Raw genomic sequence first — 20594 nt, forward strand, 5'->3', positions numbered from 1 at the left:
AAAAAACCCTCTTAGCCATTAAAGGTACAAAGAGGGTATGGAAATGCCTTAATGAAGTCTCATGTTGGCATATTCCCCTTTGTCAGCCTCACAGGACTAAATTTAAAAGGGTAGCTATTTATTTTTCAAATATACTTACTTGATCAACCTTATCCACTTCGGCTAACTCAACAACGATTTTTTCGTCACTTGATGTTGGGATATTTTTCCCTACATAATCTGCCCGGATTGGGAGTTCACGATGTCCTCGGTCGACTAATACCGCAAGTTGGATAACTGATGGGCGTCCTATATCCATTAAGGCATCCAGCCCAGCTCTAACTGTTCTTCCCGTATATAAAACATCATCAACAAGAATTACTTTTTTATTATTTATACCAACCGGAATAACTGAGCCTTTAACAAGTGGCTCTTGACTTTCCGTCTTCTTAGTTAAATCGTCTCGATAAAGGGTAATATCTATCTCACCTATAGCAATCGACTTGCCCTCAATCTCTTCAATTTTTGCTGCAAGTCGATCCGCAAGATAGATGCCTCTCGTCCGGATACCAACCAGAATGCAGTCCTCTATACCTTTGTTTTTTTCAATAATTTGGTGGGCAATTCTAGTCAGCGCTCTACCGATAGCTTGTTCATCAAGGACAACAGCTTTTTGGTTCATATTACACCTTCTTCTTTAGTAAAAATAAAAAACCTCTCACCCAATTCTGGTGAGAGGTTAACAAGTTAATTCATAGATATGGACATAGTATGCCCATAATCTTAACCGTTTCCTTCTCAGCCTCTCGGGACTGTTTTAAAGGCTTATTAAGCTAAAATCATCTTACTTTAAATAAACAACTATGTCAACGATTATTTCGAAGCTGTGTTAGCAACAATTCGATATCTTCTGGAAGCGGCGCTTCAAATTCTAAATATTCGTTAGTTCTCGGGTGGTTAAATCCAAGCACACCTGCATGCAAGGCTTGTCCTTCTATGTCCAGTGTTTTTTTCGGTCCATATTTTGGATCACCAGCGAGAGGATAGCCAATATATTTCATATGAACACGAATTTGGTGTGTTCGACCAGTTTCTAATTGGCACTCTACAAAAGTAAAGTCTTTAAACCGTTCAATCACATGGAAATGAGTGACGGCATGTTTTCCGTGGTCAACAACTGTCATGCTTTGGCGGTCTTTTGTATCCCTGCCTAGCGGAGCATCAACAGTTCCAAAGTCATGTGGAATGACACCATGGACAATCGCTTTATATTTACGAGTGACAGTTTTAGCCACCAATTGATTGACAAGGCTTTCGTGAGCCATATCATTTTTGGCCACCATCAACAGCCCAGTAGTATCTTTATCAATCCGGTGAACAATCCCGGGTCTTAATACACCATTAATACCCGATAAATCCTTACAGTGGAACATTAAACCATTGACTAATGTCCCTGACAAATGCCCTGGTGCCGGATGAACAACCATCCCTCTTGGTTTATTTACAACCAATACATCTTTATCTTCATAAAAAATTTCTAAGTTTAGATCTTCAGGTAAAACATCTAGTTCTTCTGGGTCTGGTATTGTGATCTCAATTTTATCATTTGTGCTGCATTTATAATTGGTTTTAATCTGTTGTCCGTTCACAAGGACATTACCTTCTTTTATCCATTGCTGTACTTGTGTTCGGGACCATTCTTCATCAAAGCTTGAGATCACCTTATCAATCCGATCTCCTTTTTGCTCCTCAAGAATGGTGTGTTCCATTTTCTCCATATGATTTCTCCTTTGATTCTCTCTCTTCTAGCAACATTTGAATCATTAACATGATGACACCGATCACTAAAGCTGAGTCTGCGATATTAAAGACTGGGAAATTATAGCCAAAAACATACGTATGAATGAAGTCGACAACTTCCTTACGAATCACACGGTCAATAAAATTGCCTATGGCACCTCCGAGCATTAATGCTAACGATAACCCTAGCAGCCATTTTCCTTTTACTGCTTTGTAAAGATAATACATAATAGCAACTATTACAATGACAGTAATTACATAAAAAAGCCACATTTGACCTTGTAATATCCCCCATGCTGCTCCACGATTACGATGAGAAGTAATATAGAAAATTTTATCAATGATGGTAATACTTTCTCCTAGATACATGTTGCTTACAATTAACCATTTCGTAATTTGATCTAATAAAATAACAAAAAGAGCGATTAAGTAATAAAACACTAAGAAATACCTCCACATCAACCTAGACTTGCGATTCTAGGCGCTTTCGCTTTTCATACTTCTTAAGCATTTTAGCATACTTTTTCGCTAAACGAAAATGGAACATTATTAATTAAGAATGGTAAATTGATTTTTTGAAGTAACTTTCCAAATACTCTGAGTCTCTTTGTGATTTTAAGGTGGGAATCATCTTTAATAAATCAGCGGATAAAAATTCACCGGAAATTTCACATTGCCCAAAATTCCCATTTTCTAACTTTTGGATTGCTGTAATAGTATCTGACAATTCCTCTTCCAAAATGGTTGTAAACCAATTTTTTCCTTGTTTATTTTTTAACGAATATTCGATTTCTTCTTTCGTTTGACGGAGTTCAAAGAACAGCTTTTCCTGCGATGCATTCATAGTTGTTACCTCCGTTACTCATTTTTCTTATTATTTCCGTCATGTATTACTTAACTCGGAAAAACATTTGACAACAACTACAACAATTAACGGAGAAGGAAAAAATTAAAAGCCCTGTGCATTTTTGCACAGGGCTTCGCTTTATTTATGCTAAATGGGTATAGTTTTCTTTTACTACGTCCGCACAACGGTTGCAAAGTGTGGAATGTTCTGGATTTTGACCTACTTCCGGTGTAACAATCCAGCAACGCTCACATGTTTCTCCCTCAGCTTTCGTAATAACAATGGCTGCAGTTTCTAATTTCACCGCATGTTCAGGTGCTTCCTCATATGTTCCCGCTACTTCGAAGCCTGAGATAATAAACAACTGTTTCATATTTTCATCAATAGAATCTAATAGCTGTCTCGATTTTTCATTAACATACAGGGTTACTTTTGCGGTTAACGATTTACCAATCACCTTTTGATTACGGGCTTCTTCAAGTGCTTTTAACACATCATCACGCAGATTCATGAATTCAGTCCACTTTTCTTCCAAAGCATTTGCATTGCTCAACTCCTGGTATTCTGGAAGGTCAGTCAATTGAACACTTTCTTCTGTTACAGATGGAATGAATTTCCACACCTCATCAGCTGTATGGGACAGAATTGGCGAAACCAACTTAGTTAAAGCGAGAAGTGATTCATATAAAACTGTCTGGATCGCACGACGCTCATGATTATCTGTTGCCTCAATATAAAGGACATCTTTTGCAAAATCTAGATAGAATGAACTTAAATCAAGGGTACAGAAATTATTAATCGCATGATAAATACCTGCAAATTCATAGTTTTCATAGGCCTTACGAACATTTTTAATCAGCTTATTTAATTTAACAAGCATGAATTGATCGACTTCCCGTAGATTTTCATAAGGAACTCTATCTGCCGGGGTAAAGTCTGCTAAATTCCCCAATAAGAATCGGAAAGTATTTCGAATTTTACGATACACTTCAGCAACCTGTTTCAAAATAGCATCGGAAACACGAACATCTGCTTGATAATCAACGGAAGCAACCCAAAGGCGTAAGATATCTGCGCCTAATTGATTCATCACTTTTGCAGGGATCACTACATTCCCGATTGATTTACTCATCTTTCTACCTTCACCGTCAAGAGCAAAGCCATGGCTTAATACTCCTTTATACGGTGCTTCACCTGTCACAGCAACCGCAGTTGATAATGACGAGTTAAACCAGCCACGATACTGATCAGAGCCTTCAAGATAAAGGTCGGCAGGTCGAACTAAATCATCTCTTTCAAGTAACACTGCTTGATGTGAGGAACCTGAATCAAACCACACGTCCATGATATCCGTTTCCTTTGTAAATGTTCCGTTTGGACTTCCTTGATTGGTAAAGCCCTCCGGAAGTAAATCTTTTGCCTCACGTTCAAACCAAATATTAGAACCATACTCACGGAATAAATCTGAAACATGATTGATCGTTTCATCAGTGATGATTTCTTCCCCATTTTCTGCATAAAAAACAGGAATTGGTACCCCCCAGACACGTTGACGGGAAATACACCAGTCCCCACGGTCACGCACCATATTAAATAACCGCGTTTCACCCCAAGCAGGAATCCACTTGGTTTCCTTCACCGCATCGAGTAATTCATTACGGAAATCCTTAATAGAAGCAAACCACTGGGCTGTAGCACGGAAGATAACCGGCTTCTTCGTTCTCCAGTCGTGAGGATAAGAGTGAGTTATAAACGAAAGCTTAAGTAGTGCACCTGCATCTTCTAATGCTTGTGTAATTGGTTTATTAGCTTTATCGTAAAATAATCCTTCAAAGCCCGGTGCTTCACTTGTCATCACGCCTTTATCATCTACAGGGCATAATACTTCTAAACCGTATTTTTGACCTACATGGAAGTCATCTTCCCCGTGGCCTGGTGCTGTATGAACGCATCCAGTACCGGCATCAGTTGTTACATGTTCACCTAACATGACCAATGAATCACGACCATATAGAGGATGGATGGCAAGAATATGCTCTAATTCATTTCCTTTTACCTTCTGAATAACTGTTGCTTCTTCCCAGCCAATTACCTTCGAAACTTCTTCCAGAAGAGCTTCAGCAACTAGGTATTTGTTTTCATTTGCAGATACCACTACATAAGTTAAATCAGGATGCACTGAAATTCCTAAGTTTGCAGGAATTGTCCATGGAGTAGTCGTCCAGATAATAATTTGGGTATCCGTGTCAAGGACACCTTTACCATCCTTTACCTTAAAGCCCACATAAATGGATGCAGACTTTTTATCCTGATATTCAATCTCTGCTTCTGCAAGTGCTGATTCACTTGAAGGGGACCAATAGACAGGCTTAAGACCTTTATAAATATAACCCTTTTTGGCCATTTCACCGAAAACCTTAATTTGTTGTGCTTCATATGCTGGGTTTAGAGTAATATAAGGATTTTCCCAGTCACCACGGACACCAAGACGTTTAAATTGTTCACGTTGATTATCAATTTGTTCAAGAGCATATTTTGTACAAAGTTGACGGAATTCTGCAACCGTCATTTCTTTGCGTTTCACTCCCTTATTGGTTAACGCCTGCTCAATAGGGAGTCCATGTGTATCCCAGCCAGGTACGTATGGTGCATGATAACCACTCATAGATTTATAACGGACAATCATATCTTTTAAAATTTTATTAAGGGCATGGCCCATATGGATATCACCATTTGCATACGGAGGACCATCATGTAAAACAAACATAGGACGTCCTTTGGTCCGTTCCTGGACTTTTTTATAAATATTCATCTCTTCCCATTTTGCCTGAATCTCAGGTTCTCTTTGTGGAAGATTACCACGCATCGGAAATTCAGTTTGCGGCATTAATAACGTATTTTTATATTCCATCTTTTCTTCCTCCTGTAATCCTCTTCATATAACAAAGAATAGCCAATAGACAAACAAAAAAAACCCTCTCATCCCAAAATAGGGACGAGAAGGTTTTTTTCCCGCGGTACCACCCTGATAAATAGTACGAAATAATCGTTCTACCCTCTTAAACATTCGTAACGTGAATAACACGCCTAAGCCTACTATCCTTAAAGAAGGAGGTTCGACCTGGAACTCGAGGGTGATTTTCCAATTTCCAACTTTACCGGGCTTCCACCACCCCCGACTCGCTTTTAAAAAGCCATAGAAAATTGTACTTTCCCTTTCATCGTCATTGACCATTCTTTATAACTGTTAAGAAATTATATGCTAAAAAAACGCATTTCGTCAAGCTAATGAATCTTCTTCTTGATGAACTTTTAGCTCTGTCGCATCAACCTCATACTCTAATAAGTGATCCCAATCATCCGTGTTCAACATATCAAGCTGAGCTTCAATCAACATTTTAAACCGAGTTCGGAATACTTTGGATTGTTTTTTTAAATCCTCGATTTCAAGAGCAATTTTCCTTGCTTTTGAAAGTGAATCATTGACAATTCGATCCGCGTTTTTCTCTGCTTCCTTAATGATTAACTTCGCTTCCTTTTGGGCATTACGTTTTACATCTTCCCCAGCTTCTTGAGCAATGATGATTGATTTATTCAGAGTATCCTCAATAGTAACAAAATGACCAAGACGCTCATTCATATCGTTTAAGCGTTCTTCCATTTCTTTTTTCTCTCTGAGTACTAATTCATAATCTTTGATGACTTGATCGAGAAATTCGTTCACTTCATCTTCATCATATCCTCTAAAACCCTTATTAAACTCTTTATTATGAATATCCAACGGTGTTAACGGCATTGATGCCACCTCCATACAATCTCTAATTCTATATGTATAAGCAATTATTCGACAACATTCTTCGAATTTCCTTCTTTACTTATGTAGTTATTTTTGTTTTCCGACATTTATTCGCCATTTTTCTTTTTTTGTTTTCCCTTCGATGGCGAGAATTTTTGCTCTTCCGTATCCTCTAACTGAAATCATATCACCAACATCGCATTCAAATGAAGGATTTTCGGTTAATGTCCAATTCACTTTCACGAGCCCTTGTTGAATAAGAAGTTGTGATTTTTGCCGTGATACATGATAAATACCTGAAATAACAGTATCCAATCGTAGTGAAGATACTGTTAAATCACTATCGACCAATAATTCATTGGTACGGATGGCATTCTCGATATCGGTTTCAGTTAGTTTAACGCCAGCCCTGCCAATTGTTTCGACATTAGTTTTTATATAGTCGCTTATTTCCTTTGCAGCGAAAAATTGGCATTTATCATCCTTATTGAGGATATCACCAAATTTCCCTCGCTTTAGCCCTAAAGACATTAACGTACCCAATACCTGTCGATGTTCGATCGTGACGAACTTGGTTGGATAATGGATTTCAAAAAGACTGATTTGAAATTCTTCTTCCATGGCGGTTAGATAATCTGGAAAGATTAAGGCTCTTTTTCGTTCAACATCCGGGCTGCCGCCAAAAAGTTTATAATTTACTTGGCCATGTTCACCAATTAATATTTTTAGAATATGCTGTTCCCTTGGATCAAGAAAATCTGTTAACTTAGGAGTATATTGCGTCTCGACATAATCCTTCCAATTTAACACTTGGTCAATATATTCTCGTTCTTCTGGCCGGAAATGCTGGTAAATATTCATTTTTCAAAACACAACCTAGTTTCAGTATTCTTATGCAAGCCAGCGATATACACTGCCTAAACCACTGCTCGCGAAGTTTAAAACAAGAAATCCAACAATAGGTGATATATCCATCATACCAAGAGGTGGGATGATTTTTCTAAATGGCTCTAAATAAGGTTCACAAACTTTTGCTAAAAATTGACCAATTGAGGACTCTCTAGCATTTGGAAACCAGGACATTAAAATATAAATAATTAATGCCCACGAATAAACTTGAATTAACTGTTGTAATAAACTAAATACAAATGCCATTTAACATTACCACCTCATATTTTGATTATCAAAGTCAGGAATCAGATCGGATATATTTCCTGACACCTCAACATTATCAGGAGTACATAAAAATATACTTAAACCAATTTTTTGAATGTCACCCCCGAGGGCATAGACAACTCCGCTTAGAAAATCAACAATTTGCCTGCCTTGTTCACTATCAATCCGCTGCAGGTTCACTACAACTGCCCGGCGATTTTTTAAATGGTCTGCAATATCAGTTGACTCAGAATATGTACGTGGTTCAACTAATATTACCTTGGATGACTTTGATGAAGTGGTAGTTTTTTGGACGCTTTGCAAGCTAACAACATTTTGGTTTTTTACCACTGGCAGATGCTGTTGCTTTTGCTTTACAGGAGCCGGTTCAACTGTTTGTGCATAATCATCATTATTATCATCATATTCATCATCTAAAAAGAAAAATGTTTTTAATTTTGATTTAATCGTCATTATCTTCTCTCCTAACCATCTTCACCAACAAGCGCTGTGCCTATTCTTACCATTGTTGACCCTTCTTCAATAGCAATTACATAATCATTAGACATACCCATCGAAAGCTCTGTGCATGGGGCATAATCCAAATTTAGGGCTTGAACTTGATCGCGAAGTTCTCTTAATTTGCGAAAACATTCTCGAATTTGGTCTTCATCATCCGTTAATGGTGCCATTGTCATTAAACCTTCCACGCTAATCCTCTCAAATTTGCGAAGCGATTCAATAAAGACTATCGCATCTTCAGGACTTAAGCCGTGCTTAGATTCTTCTCCAGAGACGTTGACTTGAACCAGGCATTTTACCTTTTGTTCTGCTCGTTTATTGATTTCTTCTGCAAGAGAAATCCGGTCCAAAGAATGAATATATTCAACTATATTAATTATATTTTTTACTTTTCGCGTCTGAAGCGAACCGATGTAATGCCAATTAGGCTTGTCCTTAAGAACTTCCCACTTATGAAGGAGCCCCTCATCACGATTTTCACCTAAATTTATGATGCCCGCTTGTAATGCTTCAATAGCTCTCTCCGTACTAACATATTTCGTAACGCCTATCACTTTCACCTCTTCAGGGTCCCGGTCTACTCGATGGCATGTCTCAATAATTTGTTGTTTTATTTTTTCAAACTTTACTGCAACACTCATAAACTTTTCGTAGTCTCCTTCCAGCCAATAAAACTTACCATTCTTCCTGTCCTACCTTGATCACGTCGGTAGGAAAAAAACTCTTTATCACAACTAGAACAAAATCCAGTCATCTGAATATTAATATCAGGTACACCTGAATTGACAATAATTTGTCTGTTTACTTCACGTAAATCTAAAGAGTATTGGCCATCATTAATTAAATTATAGGGTAATGTTTCGACATCTACTAGTGTATTTTCAACTAAATTTATAACACGCTGATCAACAATATAACATTTTTCACAAATTGATGGGCCAATTGCCACAAAAATCTGTTGGGGATTAATTCCTTCTCTTCCCCATGCATTTATCATTTCCTTGGCAATTTGACCAACGGTCCCTTTCCAGCCAGCATGAGCAATTCCAATCATCCTTGATTCAGGTGCAATAAAAAAAAGAGGGACGCAGTCGGCAAAGCAAAGCGATAAAAGAATACCCTCCTCATTCGTATAAAAACCATCAGTGTCTTTAAAAGAATCTTCATAGGATTTTGACCCTTTACCTCGATCTGCTTTTGAAATTTTCTTAAGATGAATACCATGTGTTTGTTCTGCCCCAACCCAGGTGTTTAGAGGAAACTTCAGAAGTTCAGAAACTTTTCCTCGGTTGATGCAAACATCGCTTCTGTCATCTCCAACATGAAAGCCAAGGTTTAGGGTTTCGTAATTCCCTTTACTCGCTCCTCCATTTTTGGTTGTCATACCCGCAGCCAAACCAGGAAATTGCCTTATCCAGCTTTCTATTGAAAAAAATGACTCATTCTTTAAAACAAAGGGTTCCATTACCATACCTCTTTTGTTTTTTTCTATAGTTTACCATGAAATGAAAAAATGGTCACCGCAAATAACTATTGTCAAACCTCTGTTTCCGCTGGAAATCTCTCTTCATTTCCTTTATACCTTACCAAAATTACGTCCTGACCAATTTTAATGATATTTTTCCACGGAATAACCACGTCATCATCTTTTCCAAAAAAGCCGAGTACTCTGCCGCTGCCACTAATCACGACGGCATCAATTTTACCTGTGGTTAAATTGATCTCTATATCACCTATATTACCAAGCCTTTTTCCGTCTGATACATTAACCACATCTTTTATTTGGAATTCGGAAATTTTCACCATCATCTCTCACTCCCAGTTTTATTACTATAGAAAATATATGATTGTTGATATCATTTTAGTAAAAAGAATAAAAATAAAGCTGCCCAAAGGACAGCTTAACTTTGAATATTTTTATTCATTTGTCTTATGGCCGCTTTCTCTAGTCGAGAAACCTGAGCTTGAGATATCCCGATTTCATCCGCGACTTCCATTTGTGTTTTTCCTTGAAAAAATCGTTTACGTAAAATTAATTTTTCACGATCGTTTAACCTTCGCATTCCTTCTTTTAAAGCAATTTCTTCAATCCAGTGGATATCTTTATTTTTCTCGTCGCTTAATTGGTCCATTACATAAATTGGGTCGCCGCCATCATTATAAATTGGCTCGAAAAGGGACACTGGGTCCTGTATGGCATCAAGGGCGAACACGATTTCTTCGTGTGGAACTTCTAAGACCTTTGCAATTTCTTCTGCAGTGGGTTCACGTGAAGTTTCGCTCATCAATCGCTCCCTTACTTGGAGGGCCTTATAAGCTATATCCCTCAAGGACCTTGAAACGCGAATTGGATTATTATCACGTAGATACCTTCGAATTTCTCCAATAATCATTGGTACGGCATAAGTCGAAAACTTTACGTTTTGACCTAAATCAAAGTTATCGATTGATTTCATCAGTCCAATACAGCCAACCTGAAACAGGTCGTCAACAAACTCGCCTCGATTGTTAAATCGTTGAATGACACTTAATACGAGTCGTAAATTACCGTTGACGAGCTTTTCTCTGGCATAAATATCGCCCTCTTGCATTTGCTTGAAGAGTATTCTCATTTCTTCATTTTTTAATACAGGAAGTTTTGCTGTGTCCACACCGCAAATTTCAACTTTATTTCGAGTCAATCCTTTTCCCTCCTCACAGGAGTTGCTGTACAAAAAACAGTATTTCCTTGAGGAGGAAAAATATGCACTTATCCACGATGGTGGACAAGTGCATATTTGTCGAAAAATGTAATTAAGTCGCGAAATTCTTAGGTTTTTTGAATGAAAAAAATTTTCTTTTCTTAAACCATCTTATTAAATTCTTTTCTTAGTCTTTTTATGATTCTTTTTTCTAATCTTGATATATAGGATTGGGAAATTCCCAGCATGTCAGCTACGTCTTTTTGGGTTTTTTCTTCCCCGTTGGTCAGACCAAACCGAAGCTCCATTATTTGTTTTTCACGGTCTGTAAGCTGATGCAGTGCTTTTGTTAATAACTTTCGGTCCACATTGGCCTCTAGGTCTTTTGTGATAATATCATCATCTGTTCCTAATACATCAGATAATAAAAGCTCATTTCCATCCCAATCAATGTTCAAAGGTTCATCAAAGGAAACCTCTGATCTGATCTTATTATTACGTCGTAAGTACATGAGAATCTCATTCTCGATACATCTAGAGGCGTATGTAGCAAGTTTTATTTTTTTCTCAGGATTAAAGGTATTTACGGCTTTAATCAATCCAATGGTCCCGATACTAATTAAATCCTCGATATTAATACCTGTATTCTCAAATTTTCTAGCAATATAAACAACTAGACGGAGATTACGTTCAATTAATATCGACCTTGCGGCTTTATCACCACCCGGTAGTTTTTTTAACAACAACTCTTCTTCATCTTTACTCAAAGGAGGCGGTAATGCTTCGCTGCCACCAATATAATAAACTTCATCCGTTTTTAAGCCCAATTTCATTAATAGTTTATACCAGTAGTAGGATAAGCGAATCCTCCATTTTTTCATGCGTGTTCCTCCTTCTAAAATATGTTTTTCTGAGTATAGTAATATTAACTCACCTTAACGGTTTCAGTTTGCTGTTTATGCCCAGTTAGCATTTTTGGATGAACAATACATTGAAATGCATCCTCACTAGAAAGTTGCTTTATTGTAAAAGATACAAGGCCTTTTTCACATAGATACTGAGTGCCGTTATGTTCGATCAATATGCTTTCAGGTTTAACCGCTATAATAAGCTGATGCTCTTGTCCGATCACGCGAGTAGGGATGATCCTGAGCCTGCTTTGCCATTCCTCTGGGATTTCTCCACTCCCTTTTAAAAGTATTTCTGGATCATCCGCCAGTTTCTGTATCGTTTCTGGGATTGTATCTAGTTGGTTTTTAATTGAGACGAACATAACAGGAAGCTTTGACAACGGATCATAAAGTTGGTTTCCACTATCCACTAATCCTTTAAAAGTAAGTGTTTCATTTTCAATTTGCACGGTTACTTTAACAATTTGATCAAATTGAATTTTGGTCATCTCCATACTTTCTACATTTTTTCTTGAGAAATGCCAGGCAACCGGAAAACCAATAAGAACGAATACCCAACTAATTGGGTCTCCAAAACCTTTTACACTGGTCATTAGGACCTTAGTTGTCAATTCAGAGTCATATTGAATAAAATAATGTGCCCCCATTAATGCCCCGCCAATTAAAAAAGTTGAAACATATAGCGTCATTAAGGCTTTAATGAAAAAAGTCATTCGCTTATACCCAAAGGTAATTAACACCATCAAGATTGAAAACATGAATTTTGAAATTGGATGGCTTGTATAGACATTTAATGGTGTAAATGATAATAAAATTATCATTGAACCAATTAATCCGCCGGCAAGTAGTCTCCCTAATTTAATTTCTCTTTTTAGAAAAATAGCTGTTAAATACAGAAGCAGGCTATCAAAAAACAAATTTAGTGCCCAAATCACATCTAAATAAATAGTCAACCAGCTTCCTCCCTTTAAATTGTCAGCTTTTCCTTTCTGTTTACGAAAAAGTATAACGTACTTGCATGGCTGAAGTGTGTCACTTTCTGTAATCAAAAAAACAGAATTTTCCACTATTCACAACGGATTTTGTCAGATAGATTTTGTTGCAATAAATAAAAGCTCTGTATACTGCCTGTTGATTTCCGCTCCAGCACTTCGCTTTCCGCTCCAATTAACATAGTGTCAAAATCAACAATGAGCTTTAACATCACCCAAATAAAAAAAGACATGACCCATAATTGGCCATGCCTTTCTTAGATGATTCGTTATTTATCTTCTCCGATTACGGTTACGTAAGAAGGTTGGAATATCCAAAGTTTCTTCTTGGGAAACTTGGGTGTGTCGAACGGGTTCTTGCTGAACCTCTTCGCGTTTTGGCTGCTCTCTCTTAACATTGCCAATTGTCGGCTTGGTTTGTCCAAAAGTAGGACGAGTTGCTTTTGGCTGCATGCTTTCTTCTTTAAAGCCTGTTGCGATGACTGTAACAATAATTTCTTCTTTAAGCGTTTCATTGATAACAGAACCAAAAATCATATTTACTTCCTGGTCAGATGCGGTTGCTACAATATCGGCAGCTTCTTGAACTTCGTAAAGACTTAAGTTTGTGCCACCTGTAATGTTCATAAGTACTCCTTGTGCTCCATCAATAGAGGTTTCTAATAAAGGAGAACTAATTGCTTTCTTAGCGGCTTCAGCTGCACGATTTTCACCGGCAGATACACCAATACCCATTAACGCTGAACCCTTATTAGACATAATTGTTTTTACGTCTGCAAAGTCCAAGTTAATTAGACCAGGGACAGCAATTAAATCTGATATACCTTGTACACCCTGCCTGAGGACATTGTCTGCTTCACGGAAAGCTTCAAGCATTGGCGTACTTTTGTCAACGATTTCTAGAAGACGATCATTAGGAATCACAATTAGTGTATCTACAGCTTCCTTCATCGCACCGATTCCGCCTGATGCTTGACCTGATCGTTTTTTACCTTCAAATGTAAACGGACGTGTGACAACACCCACCGTCAATGCACCTAAGTCACGGGCAATCTGAGCAATAACTGGTGCAGCACCAGTTCCTGTTCCTCCACCCATTCCAGCTGTAACAAATACCATATCTGCTCCGCTTAATGCAGCTTCAAGCTGTTCTTTACTTTCTTCTGCTGCTTTCTTTCCCACATCAGGATTAGCACCTGCACCTAGTCCACGAGTAAGTTTTGCGCCAATCTGCATCTTAACTTCTGCTTTAGAAAGATTTAATGCTTGAGCATCAGTATTTACAGCGATAAATTCTACCCCTTGAACGCCATGTTCAATCATTCGGTTTACCGCGTTATTACCACCGCCGCCTACACCGATTACTTTTATTGTTGCAAGAGAATCTAAATTTGTATCAAATTCTAACATGACAATCCTCCTAATTCGTCGCTTCCCTTTTTGATTTTCCTATTCAAAAAAGTAACCAAGGAATTTCTTTACTTTTGATGACATCTTTTCTTCCGGATGTTTTTCTACTTTTGCTTTAGGTTGTTGTTGTTGTTGTTTTGGTACTCTCTTTTCTACAGGTTCAGAAATAGTCGATGAACCAATGGTACCACCTGGTAATCTAGCATTCTTGTAGGCATATTTAATTAAACCGACAGCTGTAGTATATTGAGGTTCTCTCACACCAATATAGTCAGGGACGGCAATCCGTACTCGATTTTGTAAAATCACCTGGGCAAGTTCTAGAACACCTTGCATATTAGCCATGCCGCCAGTTAAAACATAACCGCCAGGAAGATCACTTAATCCTAGGCGTTTCATTTCATGTAAAACTAGTTCAAAAATTTCTTCCATTCTTGCTTCAATAATATCAGATATCTCAAGCTGATTAAATTGTTGATGCTGATCACTGCCGATTATTGGTACACTGAATACTTCATCCTCTGAAGCCTCATCATAAAATGCGTGTCCATGTTTTACTTTGATTTTTTCTGCATCTTCTGTCGAAGTCCGTAACCCTACAGAAAGATCTTTCGTGATATAATCTCCGCCAACTGGAATGACACTCGTTTGTGTGATAAATCCTTCTTCGAAAACAGCGATCGTTGTAGATCCTCCACCAAGGTCAATAAGAGCTACCCCGAGGTTCTTCTCATCCTTTGACAAAGCATAATCTCCTGCAGCCAAAGGCTGAAGGACAATGTCTACAATCTCAAGTCCAGCGCGTTCTACACAGCGAAGTGTATTAATGATGATCGATTTGGATCCGGTAATGAGTGTTCCATCCATTTCCAAGCGAACCCCAATCATACCGCGGGGATCATTAATTTCATCTTTTCCATCCAGTATAAATTGTTTTCGAATAACGCCAATGTTCTCTCTCTCAGGCGGGATAGAACCAACGTGGGATGCTTCAATAACACGAATGACATCCTCATTCGTAATCTCTCGGTTTTGGCTTGAAACAGCTACAATACCATGACATTGTTGAAGCATAACATTGTTTCCAGAAATGCCAACCACCACATCTCTGATTTCCATCCCAATCATTCTTTCTGCTTGCTCAATTGCCCTTCTAATCGAATGAACGGTGTCGTCCATGTCCACTATCGACCCTTTGCGCAATCCTTCGGATTGCACATTTCCAACACCAATTATATTTAACGAGTCTTTACCCGAGTCATTGACCATTTCACCAATGATAACTTTCACACTGGATGTACCGATGTCAAGACTAACATATATTTCATTGCTGTTCATTCTTTGGCACCTCCTTTAGATTTCCTTAAGTTGAACAACAACTATTTTTTTTGTTCAATAAAAGTTTCCATAGTAATATTTAAATTATTCGTCACAACTAAAATGATTCCCTTTAAAAAGTTTCAATTTTTTTCTACTTTTTCTTTGCTTGTTGACCATTTCGTCAATATTATTCGCCTTATTACGGCAATATTCTGAAATAATCTGACACCAAACGCGAAAACTGCCGCTAAATACAAGTCTACACCAAGATGAACACCGAGAAAAGCTAAACTTGCAGCAAGCATTATATTAAAAAAGAATCCTGAAACAAACACTTTTTCATCATATATATTTTGCAGGTATGCCCTGATGCCGCCGAAAAGTGTGTCGAATGCCGCTAAGACAGCAATCGACAAATAATTGGAATATTCTTCAGGTATTCGAATCTCCGTTAACAAACCAAGTATGATTCCAATTATTAATCCAATGAATGGAAGCCACATTAAGAATCGCCTCCTTCTTTTGTCGGTTCCATGTAGCGGATACGAATGGAATTATCATAGGCAGGTACCGTTACGTTCGGATTTGGTTTTGAAATGGAAAGTCTGAGATTTTCAATAAAAAATTCTTCCGTAGATTTAGATACTTTCATCCGATTGTATAACTTTTCAGCTGTATTATTATCATCTACACCCACGATAACTTCTATCGGCAAACTATTAATTGTATGTCCATCGATTTTTGTTTCCCGATTGATGTCTCGAATGACAGTCGTATTAATAATTCTTCGTCCATCAATCGCAACATATTTTGCTTCGTACATATTCAATTCATTAAGTAATCTTTTTAAAAGTTCTGGTGAAACCACCCTATTAACTGGAGTACCCGGCTTTATTTCTTCGATTACTGGCTCAATATGTAAGGTAATTCCTGGAACAGTAATTTTGGATAATCCAGCTTCAATCTTTAATTCATCTAATGTATCCTTTAAAGCTTGTTCCTTACTTTGTTTTCGCTTAGATTCATAGGCTGCCAGCTTTTCTTCATTTGAACGAATTTCACTTAATAAATTGGATTGAAGTTCTTTTTCTTTAAGTAACGCTTCACGAAGCTGCCAAATATCGCGTGTGTCACGTTCAGCAGGTTTTTTTACTGTTTGAAATTGGATCGCAATCATGAAACCGACCAAAATTGCTATTAATGTAAAACTTGCATTAATTTTTTGGTTGTCCACCTTTTTTCACCTAACCTTTTATATAATCATCCCGTGGACAATACTCCTGAAAATGGCTAACTCCCTAGAATTGGATTTAGAACAATTTCATCATTTTTTTCTAATGTAAAAACAATATTATCGTTCACTAGTTGATCCTTAACCCCTCCAACTAAGTTTATTGATGATGAAAGGACGTCAGGGTCTCCGATTGCTGTAATAATAAATGGTGCTGGATGTTCAATTCCATCCACAGTAATAACCGGTCCATTACAAATAATATAAGAATGACTTGTCAGCCTTTGCCCATTTATAGCAACAGCTGCTGCTCCTGATATATATAGTTCATTCACCACTTTAAATACATGGTGTTCATGAACAAGGTAATTATTAATATTGTCTTCTTTTGGGTCGTATGCACCGTCAGTGAGAGTAATCTTAACCCCTTTACCCTGTACCTTCACCTTCCCCAAGAACATACGATATTTTTCGGCATCCTCAGCAAGATTAAGAAAGACCTGTGCTTCCTTTGAGAGGTCTTTTTCATTTTTAAGAACCAAATCTTGTTTTTGATGTAACTCCTTTTGCAGTTCTCGATTACTCTTTTCTTCTTCAATTAATTGATTTCTTAATGCAAGTGTCTTTTCCCACTGTTTACCCGATACATTCGGCTTCTCATTTTTATTTTCTATTTGCGTCAAATGATAAGAAAAGGCAATCATAAATCCTAATACAAGGCAGACGAGGGACAAGATAACATGTTTACCCTTCACCTTTATCTTGCTCAACTTCTTTTTCCTCCCCTTCTGTTTCAAAAGCCTTAAAGTAAGATCCAACTTCTAAGTCAATAATTCCCTTTTTGTTAGGATCTAATTGGGAGATAATTGAGGGATAATGCACCATTTTTTCTGAAAAACTTCTTAATGTCGCACTCACCTCGAATCCATCATTCATAAATAAGGATATATGAAATGGATCTGTTTTCTTGGGAGTATAATGGATTTCAGAGATCGAGTTTGTAATTTCTCTAGGAAGTTTTTCTAACTCTTTAACCAATTGATTGAGGGCTGCCCCTTCTTTAAACTCAAATAAAATTGGAGAATTAACAGGAATTTTATTTGCTTCTTGATTTTTTAAAATTTTCCCATTATCCATAACTGGAAGGAAATTATTCCCTTGTTTTAGATAGGCAATTCTTTTATATTCTTTTACTTGAATAATAACTGTACTAGGCCAGTGAATCTGAATATCAGCTCTTTTGATCTCGGATAATCGCTGTAATTTTACAATGGTTTCGTCCTTCTTTATTTTCCAAATATTCGTATTATTCGAAAGGCCGCTCTGACTGACTAATTCTTCAGCGGAATACACTCCATTGCCTTTTATTGTTATCGTCTTTACATGACTTAATGGTGATTGTGAGTAGGCGATAACTACTATCATTGTAAAAAACAGAATTAACAGGAGCACAAGGCGTCTATTCGCTTTTCGTCGTCTTTGCTCTTTAAGTTGAGGGATACGATCCTCGAGAGCAACGATTTTACCTTTTTCCATTTATTATTCCTCCAAATAAAAAGCAGCTGCCTCAGGAATAGCTAACTAAGCCTGTCCAAACATTCGATAGTGTTACCTTGAAAAGAGAAACAACGGCACGAAAAATCATGCCGTCAGTTACTTTTCGAGGTTGCACCTATAATATTATCAGTAATTATAACACAATATTTGTCATTCGTACGATTATTTCTTTCTTATTTCCGTCCGATTATTTCTACCTCTGTTTCCATTTTTACATTATAAAGGCTGTAAATGGTATCCTTTACATGCTGAATTAAGGCAAGCACATCTGCTGCAGTAGCATTTCCAGCATTTACTATAAAATTCCCATGCATTTCCGATATTTTTGCACCGCCAATACTATATCCCTTTAACCCAGCATCTTCTATTAATTTTCCTGCGTAATTCGGAAGCGGGTTCCTGAATATACTACCAGCACAGGGAAAATTCCATGGTTGGGTATCTTTTCGATAATCCTTATTCTTGATCATTTGTGATACAATGACTGCTTTATCACCTTCGACAAGTTGAAATGCAGCTTCTACAACAATGCCTGGTCTAATTTTCTGCAAGACAGATGTTCTATACGAGAATTTCATTTCGTCATTCGAAAGCCACTCCATCGTCCCATCTTCAAATAAAATATGAGCCCTTGTCAGTATTTTGCTAATATCTGAGCCGTGTGCACCAGCATTCATATAAACAGCACCGCCAACAGACCCAGGGATTCCACTGGCAAATTCTAATCCGGCCATCCCTTTCTTGCTAATAAGTGTAGCCAAACTTATCAGGGAATGTCCGCCTCCTACTGTAATCTCTGAGCCATTAATTTTAAGTCCATCCACTCCAGAGCCAAGTTTAATTACTGCTCCTTCGATTCCTTTGTCAGAGACTAAAAGATTAGAACCCCTGCCAATCGCCCGCCAATTTAAGCTGTGTTTTTTTACCAAACCCATCACCTGTTTTAAATTTTCAACTGATGAAGGCTCAATAAAAAGATCAGCAGGACCGCCGATTTTGATTGTGGTGTGGTTGACAAGAGGTTCACTTATTTTCACTTTTCCTATATTTGAATTTTGTAATTCCGTTATTATTGCGTCCATATTTACCACCTATCTTTCGAAGATGCATTTATTTCATTTTATGCTAAAAACGATTTTGGGCTACCTTTGATTTGTTTTTACAAGCTCTTGCATTAATGAATACAGTCTATTAGCTGAATCAGGCACACCCATTTTTTTAGCTTTTAGCTTCATTTCCTTTAAATTTTCTTTATTTAAGAGAATACGATCGATGTGGTTCACAAGACTTTTATTATTTAAATCTTTTTCTAATAGTAATTCTGCCGCACCATGGTCACTTAAAGATTTAGCGTTTTTCTCTTGATGATTATTTGTAACATACGGGCTAGGAATAAGAATGCTTGGAATACCGAGCGAGGTAATCTCTGCTAGTGTCGTTGCTCCTGCTCTTGAAACGACTAGATCAATCCCCGCCAGAACCTCTGGCATATTATGAATAAAGGGCTTAATTACTACATTTTTGGGGTTTCCAATTAGATCTACTTCTTTTTTGACATCCTCAAAATGTACGTCACCTGTAATATAAAGAATTTGATATGGCTTTTCAGCCAATTCCCCAAATGCCTTTACAACAGCCTCATTAATTGGCCTGGCACCACGGCTGCCGCCAAAGATTAAAACTACTGGTATTGTTGTACTAAGCCCAGCTGCAAGACGTCCTTGAATCCCATCCTTGCCAATTACTTCGGATGCACGAGGATTACCTGTGAAAACAGTCTTCTCTTTCGGAAAGAATTCTTTTGCTTCTTCAAAACAAATCGCAATTTTATTTACATAACGGCTTAAAAATTTATTGGTAAGTCCAGGAACACTATTTTGTTCGTGGATAATCGTTGGGATACCGAGCTTTGACGCAGCATAAACAACAGGTCCGCATACATATCCGCCTGTTCCAATGACAATATCAGGTTTGAACTCTTTTAACATTCTCTTACTGTCTTTGACTCCTTTTAGAAAACGTAGGACAGTTTTTATATTTTCAAAGGAAAGCTTTCTTTGAAAACCAGTAATATGAATAGCTTTAAAAGAAATATTCTCCATCGGAACAAGCTTACTTTCCAAACCATTTTTAGTCCCAATATATAAAAATTGTGCATCTTTATTCTGTTTCTGAATTTCTCGAATTAGTGCGAGAGCAGGATAGATATGTCCGCCAGTCCCTCCACCGCTAACAACTATTTTCATTTTTCCACCTCATTAACTATTTAACACCTGATTGCCATAACTATCTTACTATAAAAACGAACGAAATAATGCATATGAAAAAAGAATGTTATCTAATTGTAACCTTATGAATTAGATTTCGCTAAAAATAAAAAGAACCCTGCTGCT

At 37.4% G+C, this 20594-nt stretch carries 23 protein-coding genes and 1 other annotated feature; all 23 genes read right to left on the bottom strand.

Annotated features, from left to right (window positions below):
- Positions 1 to 118 precede the first annotated feature (118 nt).
- Positions 119 to 661: a bifunctional pyr operon transcriptional regulator/uracil phosphoribosyltransferase PyrR gene (pyrR, locus tag QF028_RS18275; RefSeq protein WP_215000273.1), complete on the bottom strand. Its 543-nt coding sequence runs from the start codon at positions 659 to 661 to the stop codon at positions 119 to 121.
- A gap of 184 nt (positions 662 to 845) precedes the next feature.
- Positions 846 to 1757: an RluA family pseudouridine synthase gene (locus QF028_RS18280; protein ID WP_215000271.1), complete on the bottom strand. Its 912-nt coding sequence runs from the start codon at positions 1755 to 1757 to the stop codon at positions 846 to 848.
- Positions 1729 to 2220, bottom strand: coding sequence for a signal peptidase II (gene lspA, locus QF028_RS18285; protein WP_098933033.1), 492 nt, complete (start codon positions 2218 to 2220; stop codon positions 1729 to 1731). Before lspA ends, QF028_RS18280 begins: the two co-directional genes overlap by 29 nt.
- Positions 2221 to 2332: 112 nt before the next feature.
- Positions 2333 to 2623, bottom strand: a complete 291-nt coding sequence (locus tag QF028_RS18290; RefSeq protein ID WP_215000269.1) for a hypothetical protein — start codon at positions 2621 to 2623, stop codon at positions 2333 to 2335.
- A 145-nt stretch (positions 2624 to 2768) separates the two neighbouring features.
- On the bottom strand, positions 2769 to 5537 hold the full coding sequence (gene ileS, locus QF028_RS18295; protein ID WP_429467546.1) for an isoleucine--tRNA ligase: 2769 nt from the start codon (positions 5535 to 5537) through the stop codon (positions 2769 to 2771).
- Between the two features lie 77 nt (positions 5538 to 5614).
- Positions 5615 to 5857 (bottom strand) — a binding site (T-box leader).
- Between the two features lie 49 nt (positions 5858 to 5906).
- Positions 5907 to 6422: a DivIVA domain-containing protein gene (locus QF028_RS18300; protein ID WP_215000265.1), complete on the bottom strand. Its 516-nt coding sequence runs from the start codon at positions 6420 to 6422 to the stop codon at positions 5907 to 5909.
- A gap of 87 nt (positions 6423 to 6509) precedes the next feature.
- Entirely contained in the window at positions 6510 to 7283 is a 774-nt protein-coding gene (locus QF028_RS18305) for an RNA-binding protein (protein WP_429467548.1), read from the bottom strand.
- Between the two features lie 30 nt (positions 7284 to 7313).
- Complete coding sequence (locus tag QF028_RS18310) at positions 7314 to 7577, bottom strand: YggT family protein (RefSeq protein ID WP_215000262.1); 264 nt, start codon at positions 7575 to 7577, stop codon at positions 7314 to 7316.
- Between the two features lie 6 nt (positions 7578 to 7583).
- A complete protein-coding gene (locus tag QF028_RS18315; RefSeq protein WP_098933036.1) occupies positions 7584 to 8051 on the bottom strand; it encodes a cell division protein SepF in 468 nt (155 codons plus the stop codon).
- 11 nt (positions 8052 to 8062) lie between these two features.
- Positions 8063 to 8740: a YggS family pyridoxal phosphate-dependent enzyme gene (locus tag QF028_RS18320; protein WP_429467551.1), complete on the bottom strand. Its 678-nt coding sequence runs from the start codon at positions 8738 to 8740 to the stop codon at positions 8063 to 8065.
- Positions 8737 to 9564 carry a peptidoglycan editing factor PgeF gene (gene pgeF / locus QF028_RS18325; RefSeq protein ID WP_215000259.1) on the bottom strand — a complete coding sequence of 276 codons (828 nt, stop codon included), beginning with the start codon at positions 9562 to 9564 and terminating at the stop codon, positions 8737 to 8739. Before pgeF ends, QF028_RS18320 begins: the two co-directional genes overlap by 4 nt.
- Before the next feature lie 71 nt (positions 9565 to 9635).
- Positions 9636 to 9905, bottom strand: coding sequence for a YlmC/YmxH family sporulation protein (locus QF028_RS18330; protein WP_215000655.1), 270 nt, complete (start codon positions 9903 to 9905; stop codon positions 9636 to 9638).
- A 95-nt stretch (positions 9906 to 10000) separates the two neighbouring features.
- Positions 10001 to 10780 (bottom strand): RNA polymerase sporulation sigma factor SigG, encoded by a 780-nt coding sequence (gene sigG / locus QF028_RS18335; RefSeq protein WP_026566385.1) that lies wholly within the window; start codon positions 10778 to 10780, stop codon positions 10001 to 10003.
- Between the two features lie 161 nt (positions 10781 to 10941).
- Positions 10942 to 11661, bottom strand: a complete 720-nt coding sequence (gene sigE, locus QF028_RS18340; RefSeq protein ID WP_215000257.1) for an RNA polymerase sporulation sigma factor SigE — start codon at positions 11659 to 11661, stop codon at positions 10942 to 10944.
- Positions 11662 to 11705: 44 nt separating this feature from the next.
- Positions 11706 to 12644, bottom strand: coding sequence for a sigma-E processing peptidase SpoIIGA (gene spoIIGA / locus QF028_RS18345; RefSeq protein WP_429467555.1), 939 nt, complete (start codon positions 12642 to 12644; stop codon positions 11706 to 11708).
- A gap of 312 nt (positions 12645 to 12956) precedes the next feature.
- Positions 12957 to 14093, bottom strand: coding sequence for a cell division protein FtsZ (gene ftsZ, locus QF028_RS18350; RefSeq protein WP_215000255.1), 1137 nt, complete (start codon positions 14091 to 14093; stop codon positions 12957 to 12959).
- A 39-nt stretch (positions 14094 to 14132) separates the two neighbouring features.
- Positions 14133 to 15431 carry a cell division protein FtsA gene (ftsA, locus tag QF028_RS18355; protein ID WP_214715978.1) on the bottom strand — a complete coding sequence of 433 codons (1299 nt, stop codon included), beginning with the start codon at positions 15429 to 15431 and terminating at the stop codon, positions 14133 to 14135.
- 122 nt (positions 15432 to 15553) lie between these two features.
- A complete protein-coding gene (locus QF028_RS18360; RefSeq protein ID WP_215000253.1) occupies positions 15554 to 15916 on the bottom strand; it encodes a small basic family protein in 363 nt (120 codons plus the stop codon).
- On the bottom strand, positions 15916 to 16647 hold the full coding sequence (locus tag QF028_RS18365; protein ID WP_168242717.1) for a DUF881 domain-containing protein: 732 nt from the start codon (positions 16645 to 16647) through the stop codon (positions 15916 to 15918). The genes QF028_RS18360 and QF028_RS18365 overlap by 1 nt, the downstream gene beginning before the upstream one ends.
- Before the next feature lie 56 nt (positions 16648 to 16703).
- Entirely contained in the window at positions 16704 to 17414 is a 711-nt protein-coding gene (locus tag QF028_RS18370; RefSeq protein WP_251032891.1) for a DUF881 domain-containing protein, read from the bottom strand.
- A complete protein-coding gene (locus QF028_RS18375) occupies positions 17389 to 18180 on the bottom strand; it encodes a cell division protein FtsQ/DivIB (RefSeq protein ID WP_429467561.1) in 792 nt (263 codons plus the stop codon). Before QF028_RS18375 ends, QF028_RS18370 begins: the two co-directional genes overlap by 26 nt.
- 194 nt (positions 18181 to 18374) lie before the next feature.
- Positions 18375 to 19283, bottom strand: coding sequence for a UDP-N-acetylmuramate dehydrogenase (gene murB / locus QF028_RS18380; RefSeq protein ID WP_429467564.1), 909 nt, complete (start codon positions 19281 to 19283; stop codon positions 18375 to 18377).
- 60 nt (positions 19284 to 19343) lie between these two features.
- A complete protein-coding gene (murG, locus tag QF028_RS18385) occupies positions 19344 to 20447 on the bottom strand; it encodes an undecaprenyldiphospho-muramoylpentapeptide beta-N-acetylglucosaminyltransferase (RefSeq protein ID WP_429467566.1) in 1104 nt (367 codons plus the stop codon).
- Positions 20448 to 20594 lie beyond the last annotated feature (147 nt).

The organism is Neobacillus sp. B4I6 (assembly GCF_050434045.1).
Taxonomy (GTDB): domain Bacteria; phylum Bacillota; class Bacilli; order Bacillales; family Cytobacillaceae; genus Neobacillus.